Annotated in this window: 20 protein-coding genes; 9 read left to right on the top strand and 11 right to left on the bottom strand. The window is 64.4% G+C overall.

Going from position 1 to position 17836, the window contains the following annotated elements:
- Position 1: 1 nt before the first annotated feature.
- From EJ069_RS29065 to EJ069_RS29045, 5 genes are all read right to left on the bottom strand, one after another.
- A complete protein-coding gene (locus EJ069_RS29065) occupies positions 2–463 on the bottom strand; it encodes a RidA family protein (protein ID WP_042641524.1) in 462 nt (153 codons plus the stop codon).
- A 37-nt stretch (positions 464–500) separates the two neighbouring features.
- The gene (locus tag EJ069_RS29060) at positions 501–1295 is read right to left on the bottom strand and encodes an amino acid ABC transporter ATP-binding protein (protein WP_042641522.1); all 795 of its coding nucleotides are present in this window, start codon (positions 1293–1295) and stop codon (positions 501–503) included.
- 2 nt (positions 1296–1297) lie between these two features.
- The gene (locus EJ069_RS29055) at positions 1298–1948 is read right to left on the bottom strand and encodes an amino acid ABC transporter permease (protein ID WP_042641519.1); all 651 of its coding nucleotides are present in this window, start codon (positions 1946–1948) and stop codon (positions 1298–1300) included.
- A gap of 1 nt (position 1949) precedes the next feature.
- Positions 1950–2615: an amino acid ABC transporter permease gene (locus EJ069_RS29050; protein ID WP_126064064.1), complete on the bottom strand. Its 666-nt coding sequence runs from the start codon at positions 2613–2615 to the stop codon at positions 1950–1952.
- Positions 2616–2790: 175 nt separating this feature from the next.
- The gene (locus EJ069_RS29045; RefSeq protein ID WP_210211351.1) at positions 2791–3621 is read right to left on the bottom strand and encodes a transporter substrate-binding domain-containing protein; all 831 of its coding nucleotides are present in this window, start codon (positions 3619–3621) and stop codon (positions 2791–2793) included.
- A gap of 164 nt (positions 3622–3785) precedes the next feature.
- Here EJ069_RS29045 and EJ069_RS29040 point away from each other — a divergent pair, with 164 nt between their 5' ends.
- Complete coding sequence (locus tag EJ069_RS29040; RefSeq protein WP_245456353.1) at positions 3786–4586, top strand: IclR family transcriptional regulator; 801 nt, start codon at positions 3786–3788, stop codon at positions 4584–4586.
- Between the two features lie 166 nt (positions 4587–4752).
- Here EJ069_RS29040 and EJ069_RS29035 read toward each other — a convergent pair whose 3' ends face one another.
- On the bottom strand, positions 4753–4956 hold the full coding sequence (locus tag EJ069_RS29035; protein WP_040985243.1) for a DUF465 domain-containing protein: 204 nt from the start codon (positions 4954–4956) through the stop codon (positions 4753–4755).
- Positions 4957–5204: 248 nt separating this feature from the next.
- Here EJ069_RS29035 and EJ069_RS29030 point away from each other — a divergent pair, with 248 nt between their 5' ends.
- The 4 genes from EJ069_RS29030 to EJ069_RS29015 all read left to right on the top strand — a co-directional run bounded on the left by EJ069_RS29030 (position 5205) and on the right by EJ069_RS29015 (position 8267).
- Positions 5205–5384: a YdcH family protein gene (locus tag EJ069_RS29030; protein WP_126064062.1), complete on the top strand. Its 180-nt coding sequence runs from the start codon at positions 5205–5207 to the stop codon at positions 5382–5384.
- A gap of 244 nt (positions 5385–5628) precedes the next feature.
- A complete protein-coding gene (gene ispG / locus EJ069_RS29025) occupies positions 5629–6879 on the top strand; it encodes a flavodoxin-dependent (E)-4-hydroxy-3-methylbut-2-enyl-diphosphate synthase (protein ID WP_126064061.1) in 1251 nt (416 codons plus the stop codon).
- 4 nt (positions 6880–6883) lie between these two features.
- A complete protein-coding gene (locus EJ069_RS29020; RefSeq protein ID WP_126064060.1) occupies positions 6884–7744 on the top strand; it encodes a lytic transglycosylase domain-containing protein in 861 nt (286 codons plus the stop codon).
- A 19-nt stretch (positions 7745–7763) separates the two neighbouring features.
- Complete coding sequence (locus tag EJ069_RS29015; protein WP_245456352.1) at positions 7764–8267, top strand: AAA family ATPase; 504 nt, start codon at positions 7764–7766, stop codon at positions 8265–8267.
- Positions 8268–8582: 315 nt separating this feature from the next.
- On the opposite strand, the gene EJ069_RS29005 is transcribed toward EJ069_RS29015, so the two are convergent.
- Together EJ069_RS29005 and EJ069_RS33960 are read right to left on the bottom strand one after the other, a co-directional pair.
- On the bottom strand, positions 8583–10916 hold the full coding sequence (locus EJ069_RS29005) for a response regulator (RefSeq protein WP_126064059.1): 2334 nt from the start codon (positions 10914–10916) through the stop codon (positions 8583–8585).
- A gap of 220 nt (positions 10917–11136) precedes the next feature.
- Complete coding sequence (locus EJ069_RS33960) at positions 11137–11478, bottom strand: HXXEE domain-containing protein (RefSeq protein WP_348639348.1); 342 nt, start codon at positions 11476–11478, stop codon at positions 11137–11139.
- A gap of 437 nt (positions 11479–11915) precedes the next feature.
- Here EJ069_RS33960 and EJ069_RS28995 point away from each other — a divergent pair, with 437 nt between their 5' ends.
- Positions 11916–12890: an alpha/beta hydrolase gene (locus EJ069_RS28995; RefSeq protein ID WP_126064058.1), complete on the top strand. Its 975-nt coding sequence runs from the start codon at positions 11916–11918 to the stop codon at positions 12888–12890.
- Positions 12891–12965: 75 nt separating this feature from the next.
- On the opposite strand, the gene EJ069_RS28990 is transcribed toward EJ069_RS28995, so the two are convergent.
- The 3 genes from EJ069_RS28990 to EJ069_RS28980 are packed head-to-tail and all read right to left on the bottom strand — an operon-like array spanning position 12966 to position 14852.
- A complete protein-coding gene (locus tag EJ069_RS28990; RefSeq protein ID WP_126064057.1) occupies positions 12966–13184 on the bottom strand; it encodes a 4-oxalocrotonate tautomerase family protein in 219 nt (72 codons plus the stop codon).
- Positions 13185–13209: 25 nt separating this feature from the next.
- A complete protein-coding gene (locus tag EJ069_RS28985) occupies positions 13210–14103 on the bottom strand; it encodes an SDR family oxidoreductase (protein WP_126064056.1) in 894 nt (297 codons plus the stop codon).
- Between the two features lie 14 nt (positions 14104–14117).
- Entirely contained in the window at positions 14118–14852 is a 735-nt protein-coding gene (locus EJ069_RS28980) for an SDR family oxidoreductase (RefSeq protein ID WP_189476016.1), read from the bottom strand.
- 109 nt (positions 14853–14961) lie between these two features.
- Here EJ069_RS28980 and EJ069_RS28975 point away from each other — a divergent pair, with 109 nt between their 5' ends.
- The 3 genes from EJ069_RS28975 (at position 14962) to EJ069_RS28965 (ending at position 17831) form a co-directional block, all read left to right on the top strand.
- The gene (locus EJ069_RS28975; protein WP_126064055.1) at positions 14962–15855 is read left to right on the top strand and encodes a LysR family transcriptional regulator; all 894 of its coding nucleotides are present in this window, start codon (positions 14962–14964) and stop codon (positions 15853–15855) included.
- Between the two features lie 255 nt (positions 15856–16110).
- On the top strand, positions 16111–17250 hold the full coding sequence (locus EJ069_RS28970; RefSeq protein WP_126064054.1) for a transporter substrate-binding domain-containing protein: 1140 nt from the start codon (positions 16111–16113) through the stop codon (positions 17248–17250).
- Complete coding sequence (locus EJ069_RS28965; protein WP_126064053.1) at positions 17247–17831, top strand: ANTAR domain-containing protein; 585 nt, start codon at positions 17247–17249, stop codon at positions 17829–17831. Before EJ069_RS28970 ends, EJ069_RS28965 begins: the two co-directional genes overlap by 4 nt.
- Positions 17832–17836 lie beyond the last annotated feature (5 nt).

The following is a 17836-nucleotide window of genomic DNA, read 5'->3' as shown; positions in this document are numbered from 1 at the left end:
ATCAGGCGGTGATCTCGACGACCGCTTCGATCTCGACGGTGATGTTGCCAGGCAACGAGCCGACGCCGATAGCCGAGCGGGCATGGCCGCCGATCTTGTCGAAGACATCGGCGAAAAGGTCCGAGCAGCCGTTGACCACTTTGGGGTGGTCGCTGAAAGTCGGGGTTGCGTTGACGAAGCCGAGCAGTTTTACCACGCGCACGATACGGCCGAGGTCGCCCGCCGCCGCATGCATGACGGCAAGCAGGTTGAGGCCCGTAAGGCGTGCATGCTCATAGGCCTGCTCGACGGTGACGTTGTCGCCGACCTTGCCGGTGCACAGCGTGCCGTCAGCGCGCAGCGGCCCCTGGCCCGAAAGGAAGATCAGCCGGCCGCTCTCGGCATGGGTTACGAAATTGGCGATAGGTGTCGGCGGCTCGGGCAGGGTCAGGCCGAGTTCAGCGAGCCGTTCGTAAGGCGACATGGACGGGTACTCCTTGGATGGCGAAAGCCATCCGCTTTCAGAAATGCGACGCACGAAAACGCGCCAGGAAGGTGCGTAGCCGCTCATTGGTGGTCTCCGCGGCAAGGACCTCCTTCGGCGGCCCGACGGCCGAGACGCCGCCATCGGCCATGAAGACGATACGGCTGGAGGCGTCGCGGGCGAAGGCCATTTCATGCGTCACCATCACCATGGTCATGCCGTCCTCGGCGAGGCTTTTCACCACGGCCAGCACCTCGCCGACGAGTTCGGGGTCGAGCGCCGAGGTGATCTCGTCGAGCAGCAGGATCTTCGGCTCCATGGCGACGGCGCGGGCAATCCCGACCCGCTGCTGCTGGCCGCCTGAAAGCTCCGCCGGCAGGCTGTCGGCCTTGTGAGCGAGGCCGACGCGGCCGAGCCAATGCTCGGCGATCGAGCGGGCTTCGGCATTGCTCTTGCCGCGCACCTTGGTGAGGCCGAGCATGATGTTGCCGGCCGCGGTCAGATGCGGGAAGAGGTTGAAACTCTGAAACACCATGCCGGTTTCGGCGCGCATGGCGGCCAAATCGCGTTCGCTGCGGCGCTGCCGCGTCCCGGAATCACGGTATCCGACTTCCTTGCCGTCGATGCGGATCGAGCCCGAGTCATAGCTCTCGAGGAAGTTCACGCAGCGCAGCAGCGTGGTCTTGCCGCTGCCGGAAGGGCCGATGATGGTGACCACCTCGCCCTTGGTGACCTGCAGGCTGACCGAGCGCAGCACCGCGACCGGGCCGAAGGATTTAGAGACCTCGGCGATCTCGAGAAGCGCTGGGCTGTTGCTGGAGCTGGTGGCCATGGTTAGTCCCGGATGAAGGCGAATCGCCGTTCCAGCCTGCGGCTGGCGTAGGAAAGCGCGTAGTTGACGGCGAAATAGATCAGGGCGCCGAGGATGTAGAGCGGCATCGCCTCATAGGTGCGGCCGATGACCTGGTTGATGGCCTGCATCAGATCTGTGATGCCGAGCAGCGAGACCAGGGCGCTGCCCTTGACGGCGTCGGTGACGCCGTTGATCCAGGGCGGCAGGAAGCGGCGGAAGGCCTGCGGGAAGATGACCGAGGTGAGGCGCTGCCGGAAGGTCAGGCCGATCGCCATCGCCGCCTCTGACTGGCCCTTCGGTATCGAGGCCACGGCGCCGCGCACATATTCGACGACCTGCGCCGTCTTGAACAGCGTGAGCGCCAGCACCGCCGCCCAGAAGGACTGCAGATGCAGTCCGACCGCGGGCAGGCCGTAATAAACGAAGAACATCAGCACCAGGATCGGGATGCCGCGGATGGTGTCCGAGAAAATGCGCACCGACCAACGCACCGGCGCCGGCCCATAGACGAGGCCGACACCCAGCAGGACGCCCGCAATCAAGGACAGGACCACGACCAGCAGCGAGACCCACAGGGTCAAGGCGAAGCCCTCGGCGAGGAACGGCAGGGCGTAGAGGATCTGGCTCAGCATCTCAGCGCGCCGCCCTGAAACGGCGTTCGACCAGCCTGAGCGCGAACAGCAGCGCATAGCCGGTCACCAGATACATCGCCGTTGTCACCAGATAGACCTCGACGATGCGGAAGGTGTTGAAGTTGATCCACTGGGCGCCATAGGTCAGCTCGGGCACGGAGATGACCGAAGCGATCGAGGTGTCCTTGAACAGCGAGATGAAGGTGTTGGACAGCGCCGGCAGCGTGATGCGCAGCATCGTCGGCAGGCGCACATGGATCAGGCGCTGCCATGGCGTGAGGCCGATCGCCTTGCCGGCGTCGAGCTGGCCTCGAGGCACGGCTTCTAGGCCGGAGCGGAACACCTCGACCAGATAGGCGCCGCTATAGACCGACAGCGTCACGACGAAAGAGGTGGGCGCGCTGTAAGCGAGGTCTATGACGGTCGGCACACCGTAGAAGACGAGGTAGACGAGCAGGATCAATGGCACGTTTCGGATGAATTCGACATAGGCCGCGATGATCGTGCGCACGACGCGCCCGGCCGAGACGTACCAGACCGCCAGCACCAGCCCGATGACGATGCCGATGGCGATCGAGATCACGGCGAGCTCGAGGCTGAGCAGCAGGCCGCCCCAAAGCTTGTCGAAATGCCGCCAGATCAGGTTGAAATTGAGCGTGTAGCCCATGCATCCGTCTCAATGGCTCGCAGTAACAAACAATCTCTTGTTTTGGCGCAATTTCGAACGGAAAACCGCTTCACACTTTTTAGGAAATTGCTCAAGGATTCGTCACCCGCATGGCCCGTGTCGAGGAGGCGGAAGAGCGCCGTCGCGCTCCTCCGCCGGCTTGGCGTAGGCTTGGTCAGATGACCGGGAAGCCTGGATGGCGCGGCGGCGGCTCCTGGCCGAAATATTCCTTGAAGGCAGCGTCATAGAGCGCTGTCTCGTGGCCGAACATGGCGATCGTGAAGGTCTGGTTGACGAAGGTCAGCCAATCGAGGTCGCCTTGCCGGACGGCAGCGCCGTAAAGCATCGAATACCAGCTCTTGCCGGCGTCGAAATATTTGTCCGGGTTGCGCGAGGCGAGCCAGCGCACAGTCGACAAATCGACGGCCGCGGCGTCGGCTCGCTTGGATTCCAGCGCTTGCAGCACGTTCGCCTGGGTGTCGATCTGCAGCACCTGAGCCTGCGGCAAGGCAAAATGCACCGAGCTTTCGGCATCGACATTCTGGAGGATCGAGATGCGGGTGTTGGCGCCATTCGCCAGGAGCTTGTCGAAGGTCTTGTTTTCGGAGCCGGGCAGCGTCAGCAGCGCTACGCCCTCCACATAGTAGGGCCGCGAGAAATGGATCAGCTGCGAGCGCTGCGCGGTCATGGTCATGAACTGGATGGTGATGTCGACCTTGTTGGTCGTCACGTTGGGGATGCGCTGCGCCGGGTCCTGGGTGACGAACTCGACCTTGGTCGGGTCGTCGAAGAGGCCCTTGGCGAGGATGCGGCCCATGGTGATGTCCATGCCGACCAATTCACCGGCGTCGTTCTCGAAATGCCATGGCGCATTGGTGCTGCCGGTGCCGACGATCAGCTTGCCACGATCAAGCGCGGTGCGCAGCACGCTGTCGGATGCGGCTTGCGCGGCTGCCTTCTCGGCGCTGACGGCGGTAAGCGCGCCGGCGGTGGCCAGCCCCGCCATTCCAAGTTTCAGAAAATCACGTCTGCCGGATGTGTCGTTCACGGCGACCTCCTTTGATGGTGTGTTCCCCAATGCAGCAGAAATACACGCCGCAATCAGCGATTGTCTCTTACAAGAGACGTGTGTATCCTGTACAAGACAGATACTAGCACCAGGAATCGACAATGCAAGAGAGTGAAATGCAGACCGGGTGGCCGAGCGAAGGCACGGGCGAGGAGCGGCCAGCCGGCTCGCGCGAGAAAGGTCTCAACAGGGTCCTGAACATCCTGGAGTTCCTGCACGCCAACCAGCGAGCGATCGGCATCGGCGAGCTGGCAAAGGGGCTCAACGCGCCGCGCTCGACCACCTACACGCTGGTGCGCGAACTGGTCGAAGCCGGTCTCCTGGAAATGGCCGGCGACGGCAATCGCGTCTATTTCGGCAAGAAGCTCTATCTCTACGGGATGGCCTATATGCGCGGCAACGACCTGCTGAGGCGCGGCCGCCAGGAGGTCGATACGCTGTCGCGCGAGACCGGGGAGACGTCCGAGCTTTGCATGCTGCAGAGCGGTCGCTACACCATCATCCATTCAAGCCCGGGCACGAGGCCGTTCCGCATCAGCTCGGCCACCGGCCTGCAGATTCCGCTGCCATGGACTGCTTCGGGCCGGTTGCTGCTGGCCGGTCTTGATCGCAGCCGGATCGAGGCGATGGTCACGGAAGACGACCTCGTGCTGCCGGACGGCCGCAAGATAGAGATCGATGACTTCATCGATGACATCGCTCGGGCGCGCGTCACCGGCTATTGCGTCACTTCAGGCCTTGTCGACGCCTATACCAAATGCTTGGCGGCGCCCGTGTTCTCGGCGCCCGGCAAGGTCGAGGCGACGATGTGCCTTGTGGTGCCGATCGACACGTCGGAGGCGCGGACAGGCGAATTGGTCGCGTTGCTCCGCGAGCGCGCCGCCCGGCTTTCGATCTCGTAACGGCGTTGAGCCGGTTATCGATCCAAGGCGTGTTGAGATTCAGGTCAGGCTGAGTCGAAAATGGTGGTTTCCGAGAACCGGAGCGGAGCGTACTTGAGGTACGCGAGCACCGGAAGCGCAGGAGGCCGCCATTTGCAGGCCGGCCTCACCTGAATATCGACACGCCTTAGGCGATGATGTCGGGAATAATGCGGTCTTCCAGCGCCGACAGCCGGTCTTTCAGCATCAGCTTCTTCTTTTTCATGCGCTGAATCTGAAGCGGGTCGCAGCCGGTGGCGATCATCGCGTTGATGGCGGCGTCGAAATCGGCGTGTTCTTGTTTGAGCCGGGAATATTCGAGGCGTATTTCAGCCTGTTCCTGTTCGGACATTATCTACCGTCTGCGTATGCATCGCCCAATCGGGCTGTTTGGGCGGGACCGGCTGGGTTTGTGACTTTTCGTCTGAGACCGGCGCGCAGCCCTTATCACATTTCACTTTGTCGTGGAATGCTACCACGTGTCATTCGACATCGAGATCGGTTGGTGGCAAACTGTCACGGTGCCGTCACAGTCTCAACCTGCGGTGGACGTGCCTGCGACGGCTGCAATCGAGGAAACCATGAAAGGGAGAACCAATCATGTCTCTTGCATCCCATCTTGATGAGTTGCAGCGGAAACACGGTGATATCGAGCGCGAGATTACCGACGCGATGAACCATCCTTCGGTGGACGACCTCGAAATCGTGAATCTCAAGCGACGCAAGCTGGCAATCAAGGACGAGATTGAAAAGCTGAAGGCTAGCCCCACGACACACTGAAGCTCCTCCAGGCACCATCACCGCAACCCGCCGCGGTGAAACGTCCGGTGGCAGGAAATGCCACCGGCATGGTGTTTTTTAACTGAAATCGACGGAACGTTCGGTCGCGGATCTCGCGATCGGCAGAGCTGGCGTTTTTCGCCTGGCGGCTGCCGATTTGCCAACCTCGCCTGGCGCTTGCCATTGACAAGCCATCTTTGCTCCGTCACCTCATGCCCGGAACTTTCAGATGAAGGCGACCGGCATGACCGGATATTTTTCTTCTCCCTTCCCGCGGCGCAGGTCGGTCGGCGTTTCGGTCGGCGGCGTGATGGTCGGCGGCGGCGCGCCCGTCGTCGTGCAGTCGATGACCAACACCGACACCGCCGATGTCGACCAGACTGTCGCCCAGGTCGCGGCGCTGCATCGTGCCGGGTCGGAAATCGTGCGCATCACCGTCGACCGCGACGAGAGCGCCGCGGCGGTTCCGCGCATCCATGAGCGGCTGCTCAGGCTCGGCATCGACGTGCCGCTGGTCGGCGACTTCCACTATATCGGCCACAAGCTCTTGGCCGATCATCCGGCCTGCGCCGAGACGCTGGCGAAATACCGCATCAATCCCGGCAATGTCGGCTTCAAGGACAAGAGGGACCGCCAGTTCGCGGCGATCGTCGAAATGGCGATCAGATATGACAAGCCGGTGCGCATCGGCGTCAACTGGGGTTCGCTCGACCAGGAGCTGCTGACCCGGCTGATGGACCAGAACCAGGCCCAGGGCTCGCCGCTCACCGCGCAGGAAGTCACGCGCGAGGCGATCGTCCAGTCGGCCATCCTGTCGGCCGAGATGGCGGAAGAGATCGGGCTTGGCCGCGACAAGATCATCCTGTCGGCCAAGGTCAGCGGCGTGCAGGATTTGATCGCCGTCTATACCGAGCTCGCCACACGCTCCGACCATGCGCTGCATCTGGGTCTCACCGAGGCCGGCATGGGAACCAAGGGCATCGTCGCCTCTTCGGCCGCGATGGGCATCCTTCTGCAGCAGGGCATCGGCGACACGATCCGCATCTCGCTGACGCCGGAGCCGAATGGCGACCGCACGCGTGAGGTGCAGGTGTCGCAGGAACTGCTGCAGACCATGGGCTTCCGGCAGTTCGTGCCGATCGTCGCCGCCTGCCCAGGCTGCGGGCGCACGACGTCCACCGTGTTCCAGGAACTCGCCCAGAGCATCCAGGCCGATATCCGCAAGAACATGCCGGTGTGGCGCGAGAAATATCCGGGCGTCGAGAACCTCAAGGTCGCGGTGATGGGCTGCATCGTCAACGGTCCCGGCGAATCCAAGCATGCCGACATCGGCATATCCTTGCCTGGCACCGGCGAGACGCCGACGGCGCCGGTCTTCATCGACGGCAAGAAGGCGGCGACGCTGCGCGGTCCGTCCATTGCGCAGGATTTCGAGAAGATGGTCGGCGACTATATCGAGCAGCGCTGCGGACACGGCAAAGCCGCGGCCGAGTAGGCCGATGCACCGTTTCCTCGCGGTGACCCTGGCCTTGCTGTGCAGCTTGAGTTGGGTGGCAGGCGCGTCCGCCGACCCGCCGCAGTCGAAATCGGCCGGCAAACGGCTGATCAACCGTGTCTGCGATCTGATCGAAGCCCAAGCCCAACAGAACGGGCTGCCCAAGGATTTCTTCGCCCGGCTGATCTGGAAGGAAAGCCGCTTCGACCCGAACGCGGTGAGCCCGGTCGGCGCCGAAGGCATCGCGCAATTCATGCCGGGAACCGCCAAGATGCGCGGCCTGGCCAATTCCTTCGACATCGAGCAGGCCATCCCGGCTTCAGCGAAATACCTCGCCGAGATGAAGGCGGGCTACGGCAATCTCGGCCTCGCGGCCGCGGCCTACAATGCCGGCGAGAACCGCGTGTCGCGCTGGCTGGATTCCGGCGGCTTCCTGCCGATGGAAACCGAAAGCTATGTCTTCGACATCATGGGCGAACCCGTCGACAAGTTTTCCGACAAATCCTATGCCGGCACCGTCGAGCCGCTCGACCCGAAGATGAGCTTCGCGGTCGCCTGCCGCCGGCTGCCGGTGATCATGTCGCGGACCGTCGCCATGGCCTCGATCAACGTCAAGCCGTGGGGCGTGCAGGTGGCGGGCAATTTCCGCCGCTCCGCGGCGATCGGCCAATGGCTGAGGGTCAAGAGCCGGTTCCCGGCGCTGCTCGCCAGCCATGATCCGGTGGTGAGCCGGGTGCGCACGCCGATCGGGCGGCGCGGCATCTACGCGGTCAGGATCGGCGCGGACTCGCGCGGCGAGGCCAACGGCATCTGCGACAAGCTGCAAAGCGTCGGCGGCGCCTGCGTGGTGATGCGCAACCGGTGACGCAAGGCCAGGAGGGGAGATGACAGCCAAGATCGTCCTGCTGAACGGCGTCGGCAGCGCCGGCAAAAGCTCGATCGCCAAGGCTTTGCAGGAAATGACCGCCGCGCCGTTTCTGCATGTTAAGATGGACGCCTTCCTGGAAATGCTCCCCGAGGCATTGCAGGAGAACATGCCGGGCTTTGCCTACAAGACCACTTACGAGGACGGTAAGCCATCCGTCGCCATCGAGGCCGGGCCGGTCGGCAGGCGGGCCATGCAAGGGATGCGGCACGCCATCGCGGCGATGGCGCGCCAGGGCAACAACCTCATCGTCGACGATGTGATGATTGAAGGCGAGATGGCGCAGTATCTGGAATTGCTGTCCAGCTTCGCGGTCTTCAGCGTCGGCGTGTTCGCGCCGCTCGATGTGCTCGAAGCCCGCGAAAGCGCGCGCGCCGACCGACTGCCTGGACTTGCGCGCTGGCAGTTCGAGCGCGTGCACAGGGGATACGCTACGATATCGAGGTCGACACGAGCATACTGACCGCGCAAGAATGCGCCCTTCGCATCCGACAGAAGTTCAGATTGTAGCGGCTGGCACTATCGCGATTGACGAGACTGCTGGAGCCAGAACGCTGGCGGGACAGCGCCTCCCTCTGGCCTGCCGGCCATCTCCCCCACTTGGGGGGAGATTAGCCGTCATCGCGGCCTTCGCTAATTTTCAATGTTGCAGGACTGAGCGAGGCGCGGAAACTGCCAATCTCCCCACCCGTGGGGGAGATGGCCGGCAGGCCAGAGGGGGGCACGAAGGAACGCTGTGCTCGGTCGCTGGCCAGTAGATCTTACCCGATGGAGGCAATCAAGCCGTCTTGGCCGTCACCGTCTCGCTGAGCCAGGTGCCGATCTTGGCGCCGAGGCGGTCGGGCGACACCGGCTTCGGCAGATAGTCGTCCATGCCGGCCTCGATGCATTTCTCGCGGTCGCCCTTCAGCGCGTGCGCGGTGACGCCGATGATCGGCGTGCGCTCGCCGTTCTGCGCTTCGATGGCGCGGATGGCGCGGGTCGCCTCATAGCCGTTCATTTCCGGCATGGAGACGTCCATCAGCACCAGGCGGGGGCGCAGCGCGCGGTACATTTCGACAGCCGTGCGGCCATTGCCGGCGATGCGGTAGCTGAGACCGAAGCCGTTGAGGATCTGCCCGAAGACCAGCTGGTTCACGTCATTGTCCTCGGCGATCAGGATATCGATCGGGCCGCTCGGCGCTGCGGTCGATTCCGGCGCCGCTGGCACGGGCGCCGCCGGGCCGCGGATGACAGTGAAGGACGGCGGCGCCGGCTGCGCCGCGACCGGCTCGCGCACGAAATGCGCCTTGGCGCCCTGCATGCGCGCCTTCTGGATGGCGGAGATCACCGTGCCCAGCAACACCGCCGAACGCGCCGGCTTGGTGAGATGCGCGACGATGCCGAAATCGATGACCATCCTGCCGAAATCGACCTGGTCGACCGAGGTGAGCAGCACGACCGGGATGGACGAAAGCCGGCTGTCCGAGGCGATCGCCTTGGCGACATCGGCTCCGTTCATGCCGGGCATCTGGTAGTCGAGGATGATGCAGTCGACAGAGGCGCCGAGCTGGCAGGCGCGGTCGAGGAAGGCAAGGCCGACAGCGCCGCTTTCGGCGGCCGCGCAGTCGAAGCTCCAGCTTCTGAGCTGCTCCAGCAGGATCTCCCGGTTGACCGGATTGTCATCGATGACCAGCACCCGGGCACCGGTGACATCGACCGGCACCAGCTTGTCGGCCGCCTCCTGGTTGTGCGCCGGCAGCGGCACGGCGAACCAGAAGACGGAGCCGCGGCCGATCTCGCTTTCGACGCCGATCTTGCCGCCCATCAAGTCGACAAGCCGGGCGCCGATCGCAAGGCCAAGCCCGGTGCCTTCGTGGCGGCGGGTCGAGGAGCCGTCGACCTGGGCGAATTTCTCGAACACGCTTTGCAGCTTTTCGGCCGGGATGCCGATGCCGGTGTCCTCGACGCGGACCTTGAGCTGGACGACACCGTCGACGACATCGCCGCCGACATCGACCAGCACATGGCCCTTCTCGGTGAATTTCACGGCGTTGCCGAGCAAATTGGTGACGATCTGGCGGAAGCGCCCGGCATCGCCGACGACAAAGGTCGGCAGGCGCGGGTCGACGCGCACGATGAGCTCGAGGTTCTTTTCGGCCACGCGCGCCGACACCAGCGTTGCCACATCCTCGACCGCTTCCGCCAGGCGGAAGGGAGCGGGGTCGAGGGTGAGCTGGCCGGCATTGATCTTCGAAAAATCGAGGATGTCGTTGATGATGGTGAGCAGCGCGTTGCCGGATTTGACGATGACATCGGTGAAGGTCTTCTGGCGCGGCGTAAGCTCCGTCTTGGCCAGCAGCTCGGCCATGCCGAGCACGCCGTTCATCGGCGTGCGGATTTCATGGCTCATATTGGCCAGGAATTCCGACTTGGCGCGATCGGCCGCCTCGGCCTTGAACAGCGACGCGGCGCTCTCGGCGAAGGCGCGGCGGATGGCGGTCTCCATCGGCCGGAAGATCAGAACCGCGGCGATGGCCAGCACGGCAAACAGCAGTCCGCTTGCCCACAGCAGCAGCCGGTCGTTGGCAGCGTCGGCGAGGCGACGCTCCTCGTCGAGCGCGGTGCGCACCTTGACCAGCATCGGCTGGGCGAACAGGTCGTTCTGGTTGCGGATCTCGCGGTAGCTCCATTCATCGACCTTCTGCGCCGTCGACATCAGGTTGAAGTTGCGCACCATGTCACGTGCCGACCAGAACAGGTCGTCGTTCACCGAAGCGGTATCCAGCGCGTTGGTGGTGTTCCTGGACAGGCGCGGCCTGATCGCAGCCAACTGCGCGTTGAGGATTTCGATCTCGCTGGTCAGTCGCTCGGAGTGGCCGCGCGCGGCGGCGGCCAGCGCATCGCGCGTCTCGCTACGCCAGGCGGTGCCGGTCGTCTCGGCGAAATTGGTGGCGTTGCGCAGGTCGCGGGCAAAGATGACGAAATTGCCGCTGAGGGCATCGACTTCGTGGCGGTACGAATTCACACGGTTGAGCGCGAACATCACGGCGGCCGAGGCCAGCGCGAAGACAAGCAGCCCCGAAATGTAGCGGATCCGAATCGACCGGAGGAAGGAAGAATATTCCGGCATGCGCCACCCCAACACATACGCACAATTTTAATGGCCGGGATTACGCTTGATTTACATTAAGATTTCGTTGGTGGGGGGCTGGTCCGATGCCGGCAGCAGCTTTGCGCGGTGGCCCGTTCCGGCCTGCAACGACCGGGCTTCGGCCCGAGCGACGTCTTCTCGCTGCCGCAACCGTGTCGAAGAGGCTACGAGCTGGCGACGAGAGAGCGGTATCGCGCGGTCACCACCACGATATCGCCAGGTGAAGCAGGATCGCGAGAGCTGCGCCGATCAAGTGCGGGAGAAGACCTGCCGTCCGGCCGATCGTCCAAATCGTAGCGACGCTCAGCGGCAAAAACAAAAGGACGCTGGTGATGAGACCGGGATTGTATTTGCGCAGTCGCGCCGACGTGACGAGATGCGCGAGCGCGTTGACGATCAGGACATAGGGGGGCAACCAGGCCCCAAGCCGGTCCCCATAGGAACGCCGCGTAAAGGGCCAGCAGGTTGATGCCCCAGACAAAGGGCAGGTTGGTGACGAGAACCGAAGCGACGGTAAGGGCGTCGCGGCCGCCGAAAACATGCTCGTTGGCGAATTTGCGGAATCGGTCTCCGGTGTGCTCCTCGACCTGATGGACCATGTAGACCGGGCTGTGCAGGAAGATCAGGAACACCGGCAGCGGAAGCGCCACGATTGGCGCGGCCGCTATGAGCGATGCTGCCATGAACCCTGCACCAATGACCCAATAATCGGCCAGCCAGGCTTGCAGTTTAAGCATTGATTCCCGCCCTCCTCAGTCAGTGCGCCTGCATGAATGGACGCACATCGCCAGAACTATTCAAGTGCGTGGACCCCTTGGCGCTCCGTGACCATGTCGGACATTGACTGCCGCGAGCGCCCCTGAGACAGTCAATGGAAGATGCGCGTCTCCGAAATTTGGCACTCCATCGGCTCGGCCATCCCGTTGCGCCGTCGAGCCTTCCCTTGATCAGAGGTGGAAACGCGCACGAGAGGTGGCCGTGAGCGAACCTACACAGCGAATAGTTGCGACCAACGGCATCCGCCTCAACATTGCGGAGCACGGAGACGGGCCCCCGGTGCTGTTGTGCCACGGCTTTCCCGAATCCTGGTATTCCTGGCGCCATCAGTTGAGCGCGCTTGCGGCGGCGGGTTTTCACGCCGTCGCCCCCGACATGCGGGGCTATGGCAAGAGCGATCGGCCGGAGGCGATCGACCAATACACGCTCTTTCATCTGGTCGGCGACATGGTGGGCCTTCTCGACGCCCTTGAAGCTCCCAGCTCCGTCATCGTCGGCCACGACTGGGGCGCGGTCGTCGCCTGGCATGCGGCGCTGCTGCGACCGGACCGCTTCCATGCCGTCATCGGCCTCAGTGTGCCGTTCCGGCCGCGCGCCAATGCGCGCCCGACCAGCCTCATGCCGCGAACGGCGGAGTCTCAGTTCTACCAGCTCTATTTCCAGCAACCCGGCATTGCCGAGGCGGAGCTGGAACGGGACCCGCGGGCCACGGTGCGCGCCATGCTTTACGCGGTGTCGGGAGACGCTTCGGACGGCGGCGCCGGAATTGCCATGGTCCCGCGCGGCGGAAGCCTCCTGCAAGCAGCCGAGGTTCCCGCAAGCCTGCCGCACTGGCTCAGCGAAAGCGACATAGATTTCTACGCCGGCGAGTTCCAGCGCGCCGGCTTCGCCGGAGGCCTCAATTGGTACCGCAACATCGACCGGAACTGGGAACTTATGGCGCCCTTTGCGGGCGCGCGGATCAAGGTTCCCGCGCTCTACATGGCAGGCAATCGCGACCTGGTGGTCGCCTTCCCCGGCATGGATCAACTGTTGGCCAATCTCAGGAACTTCATCCCGCAAATCCGCGATACGCTGATGCTGCCCGGCTGCGGGCATTGGACCCAGCAGGAGCGCCCGGACGAGGTCAACGCCGCGATGATCGAATTCCTGCGGAGCTTGCCGAACCGGGGCTGATCCAAGCGAAGCGAGTATCGGCTCCGACACGAAGGGTTGGGCGCGCCGCTCGGCAAGCGACTCGCCCGGTTCAAGTCAGGCACTATCCTTAGCCCGGTACGCGTCGGGAATGACGAAGACCTCGTCGGCTCGGCCATAGCCCCCATCGGGAACCTCCTCGATCAGCACCATGGTGTGGGGACGCACACCTTCGCCGAAATAGTCGACGAACATCTGCGTGGTCTTGTGGACCAGCTCCTCCTTCTGCGCTTTCGTGAGGGCGGCCTCGGGCATCTTGAAGTTGGCAAAGGGCATTTCCAGGTTCCTTTCGGGTTGGGTTTCAGAGCTTTGGATGAAGGAGGTCGGCAAGGCCGATGCGCTCCAGAAGCTGTGCGCGGACGCGATCGGCGACGCCGTTGACGATGGCCGCACCGTCGTCGGACGGATCGATATGGACGCGGAACGGCCGGCGGCCATGCGGCATCGCCACGAGATCCACGATGGCCTCTGCGACCTTCGAAGGATCGGCGTCCGCGGGCTCCAGGCCGGCAAGACCCTTGAGCGCCTGCTCATCCGCGCCGGCGTAAGGTCCCGACCAATAGGCGGCGGCGCGCCCGGTGTCGGCGGGCTTGCCGGAATGAGCGAAATGCTCCGTGCCCTTGGTGAAGGCGCCCGGCACCACGATGCTCGTCTCGATGCCGAAACGGGCAAGCTCCAGCGCGTAGCTCTGCGCCAGCGCATCCATGCCCGCCTTGGCGGCGAAATACGGCGCGAGGAATGGCGGCGTGCCGCCGCGCGTGCTGCTCGATCCGACCCATATCATCAAGGCCCGGCCAAGCGAGCGCATGGCGGGAAGGACTGCCCGGTTGACGCGCTGGGTCCCCAGCACATTGACGTCGTAGAGCTGCGCCAGTTGCTCCGGTGTGAAGGCCTCGGTCGGTCCGAACACCATATGGCCGGCATTGTGGATGACGACATCGATCCTGCCGGCTTCCGCGAGGACGGTTTCCACGGCCGCTTCGATCGACGGTTCCGACAACACGTCCAGCGCGATGGCGCGGATCTCCAGGTTCTCCTCGCGGGCCAGTCTTTCGACCTCGGCCGCGGCGGCGCCTCCACGCGCCTGCGGATCGCGCATCGAGGCATAGACCCGGTGGCCGGCCCTGGCGAGCGCCTTCGCGGTCATGGCGCCGAAGCCGCTCGATGCGCCGGTGATGAGAATTGTCTGCTGCATGGTAGCCTCTGACTTTAGATCGCGCCGCCATTGGCGCGGATGACCTGGCCGTTGACCCATTGGCTGTCCGGGCCGGCAAGGAAGGCGACGAGCCCGGCGATGTCGTCGGGCTGGCCGAGGCGGCCGAGCGGGATGAGCCTGGTGATCGCCTCGATCTGCGCGGCGCTCTTGCCGTCGGTGAAGAGTTCGGTGTCGACCGGGCCGGGCGCGACGGCGTTGACGGTGATGCGGCGCGGACCGAGCTCCTTGGCAAGGATATGCGTCATCGCTTCGACGCCGGCCTTGGTCGCGGCATAGACTCCGTAGGCCGGTTGGTAGAAGCCCACGACACTTGAAGAAAAGTTGATGATGCGGCCACCATCGTTCAAGCGTCCTGCAGCTTCGCGCATGCCGCGGAACGTGCCGCCGAGATTGATGGCGAGCTGGCGTTCGAATGCAGCGTCGTCGGTGTCCGCGATCGGCGACAGCCGCATCATGCCGGCATTGTTGACGAGGATGTCGGCCTTGCCAAATGCCTTTTCGGCCGCGTCGAACAAGGCGGCCATGCCGGTCGGTTCGCCGATGTCGGCCTGGACCGCGAGAGCGGTGCCGCCGGTAGCCTCGATGGCCGACACCACCTCGCCGGCCGCGTCCTTGCCGCGCGCATAATTGACGATGACGGCGATGCCGTCCCGGGCGAGCCGCTTGGCGATCGCGGCGCCGATGCCTCTCGATGCGCCTGTCACGATCGCTGTTCTTGTCTTCTGCATGATCGGTCTCCGTTCGTTTGTTTGTTGTGGAGCCGATATAGATCGTCCTGTCTTCCGGATAATCGGCCGGCTATTGACAGCAGTATTCGAGCTGAGTGAACAATCAGCCATGGATCGATTGGACAGGATGCGGCTGTTCGTCCGCGTGGTGGAGCGGCGCAATTTCACCGCGGCCGCAGCCGATCTCGGCCTGCCGCGCTCGACCGCGACCGAAGCGATCCAGCAACTGGAGGAGCATCTGGGGGCAAGGCTGCTGGACCGCACAACGCGCCATGTCGCCCCGACGCTCGACGGGCAGGCTTATTACGAGCGCTGCCTGTCGATCCTTGGCGAGGTGGAGGATGCCGAGGCCGGGTTCCGCAGCGCCGAGCCACGCGGCCTGTTGCGCATCGATGCGCATCCGCTGCTCACGCAGCGCTTCCTGCTTCCGCAACTGCCGGCCTTCCTCGAACGCTATCCCGGCATCGACCTGCATATCGGCCAGGGCGACCGGCTGGTCGACCTGGTGCGCGAAGGCGTCGACTGCGTCATTCGCGCCGGCGAACCGCAGGACAGCGGCATGATCATGCGGCGGCTGGCGATGATCGCCGAGATCACCTGCGCCAGTCCCGCTTACTTGAAGCGCCACGGAACGCCGGCATCGCCCGAGGAGCTGGAGGGCCACCAGGCCGTCTGCTTCGTTTCCTCCCGGACCGGCGAGGTGCTGCCGCTGGAATTCACGGTGGGCGCCGGCCTGCGCCAGATAACGTTGCCGGGCCGGGTGCGCGTCAACAATTCCGACACCGCGGCCGATCTGGCGCGCCTGGGCTTCGGGCTTCTGCAGGCGCCACGCTACCGGCTCGAAAAAGACCTGGCTGACGGGACGCTGGTGGAGGTTCTCAAGGATTTCCCGCCGACGCCGACGCCGTTGTTCGCGCTCTATCCGCAGAACCGCCAGCTCGCGCCGCGGCTGCGCGTCTTCCTGGAATGGGCGTCCCGCATCTTTGCCGAGGCAAGACTGTAAACATCGGCGGCGTCACCGCTGAAAACCGTGGCGGCTTTGAGCGAGCCGGTCGCTTATGGGCAAACCACCAAGCCATTGTACCCATTCGCGCGCAGGACCGTTGACAAGCCTGCGTCCACTCGTGTTCTATTTCGCAAGCGCACAATTTCCCGCGTAACACATCGCGTCCGGCATTGCCGGGCAAGGGCAGCATGGCCTCGCCGCGTCTCATGAAAGCATGGGGTGCGTGTGGGGCCTTTATTTTTTGAGGTCCGGGTGAAGACGTTCAGGGTCGGCATCCTCTATTCGACCACCGGTCCCTACGGGGCGATCGGCCGCGACTGCCGCGCCGGCGCCGAATTTGCCATCGAGGAGCTGGAGAAGGCTGGCGGCGCCGTGCGCATCGAGCCGGTCTTCGGCGATCCGGGCGGCCAGCCGGAGCGTTACCTCGACCTTATCCGCGCCATGCTGCGCGACGACCAATGCCGCAATGTGATCGGCACGATCACCTCCCTGTCGCGCAAGGACGTCATCCCGCTGGTGGAGAAATATGACGGGCTGCTCTGGTACATCTGCCCCTACGAAGGCTTCGAGGCCAACGAGAACGTCATCTACACCGGCGCCTGTCCCAACCAGCATCTGATACCGCTGTTCGACTACATGCTGCCCCGCTACGGCAAGCGCGTCTATCTCGCCGGCGCCAATTATGTCTGGGGCTGGGAGATGAACCGGCTGGCGCGCGAGCTTCTCACGCGCGCCGGCGGCGAGGTGCTCGGCGAGCGCTATTTGCCGATCGAGGAGACCGATGTCGGCCTGCTGATCGCCGATCTGGAGCGCCACCGGCCCGACTTCATCTTGAACAACATGATTGGCCCGTCGAGCTACGCCTTCCTGGCCGCTGTGCGCCGGTTGGCGGATCGCGATCCTGCCTTCGCGCCGGAACGCTGCCCGGTGCTGAGCTGCGACCTGACGGAATGCGAGCTCGGCGAGATCGAGCCGGGCACAGCCGTCGGTCAGCTCTCGACAGCCTCTTACTTCGAAAGCCTGGCGTCGCTCGAAAACCGGATTTTCAAGCAGCGCGTCGCCGCCCGTTTCGGCACCGGACGCCGCGTCTCCAGCTTCTTCGCCGGCGCTTATGCGGCGGTGAAGCTCTGCGCCGAGGCGATCACCGAGGCCAATCGCGACGACCCCGCCAGCGTGCGCGGCTTCCTGCACGCCAGGCCGCGACAGACTGTGCTCGGACCCCTCGCAATCGACCCGCGCACCAACCATGCGGCCCTGCCTTTCCATCTCGGTCGCATCAACGAACAGCCCGGCTTCGACGTCATCGCCTCGCATGGCGCGATCGTCGCCGATCCCTATCTTGTCGGCACGCTGGCCAGCCAGCCCGTCCCGCATCTGAGGGTCGTGCAATGACGCGGACGCCGAATTTCGTCTCCTGGCGCGCCGCGATCCTGCATCGCGCCGACGACAACGTCGAGCGCCTGAAGCGTCAGCTCGAACGCCTCGGCGTGACCGTCCTGGTGCAGTGGAAACCGCTCGATCTCACCGAAACGCCGGCTGACATCGTCCTGGTCGACGCCGACCAGGGGTGGGACGATCTCTTGCCATGGGACGGGGACGAGGCGCCCGTTCCGGTGGTCGCGCTGCTCGGTTCCGAAGCGCCGGGCCGCATCGCCTGGGCGCTGGGCAAGGGCGCCGGCGCGCTCATCGCCAAGCCGGTCACCGCCTCCTCGGTTTATCCGGCGCTGGTGCTTGCCACGCACGCCCACCATGAGCGAACCGCCGTCAAGGCGCGCATCGCCGGCCTGGAGGAGCGTCTGCGGCTGAGACCGATTGTCTACGACGCGATGCGCTCGATCATGGCCGCGCAAGGCGGCGATGAGACCGGCGCTTATCGCACGCTCTGCCGCCTCGCCATGCAGCGCCGGCTTACCGTCGAGCACGTCGCCGCTTCCATAGTTGCCGGGCACGAGCCCGTGCCGCGCGCGATGTAGGCCGC

Origin of the sequence: Mesorhizobium sp. M2A.F.Ca.ET.043.05.1.1, from assembly GCF_003952445.1 — a bacterium.
GTDB lineage: Bacteria > Pseudomonadota > Alphaproteobacteria > Rhizobiales > Rhizobiaceae > Mesorhizobium.
Note: the sequence above shows the minus strand (reverse complement) of the source record. Positions and strands in the feature narration are given on the sequence as shown.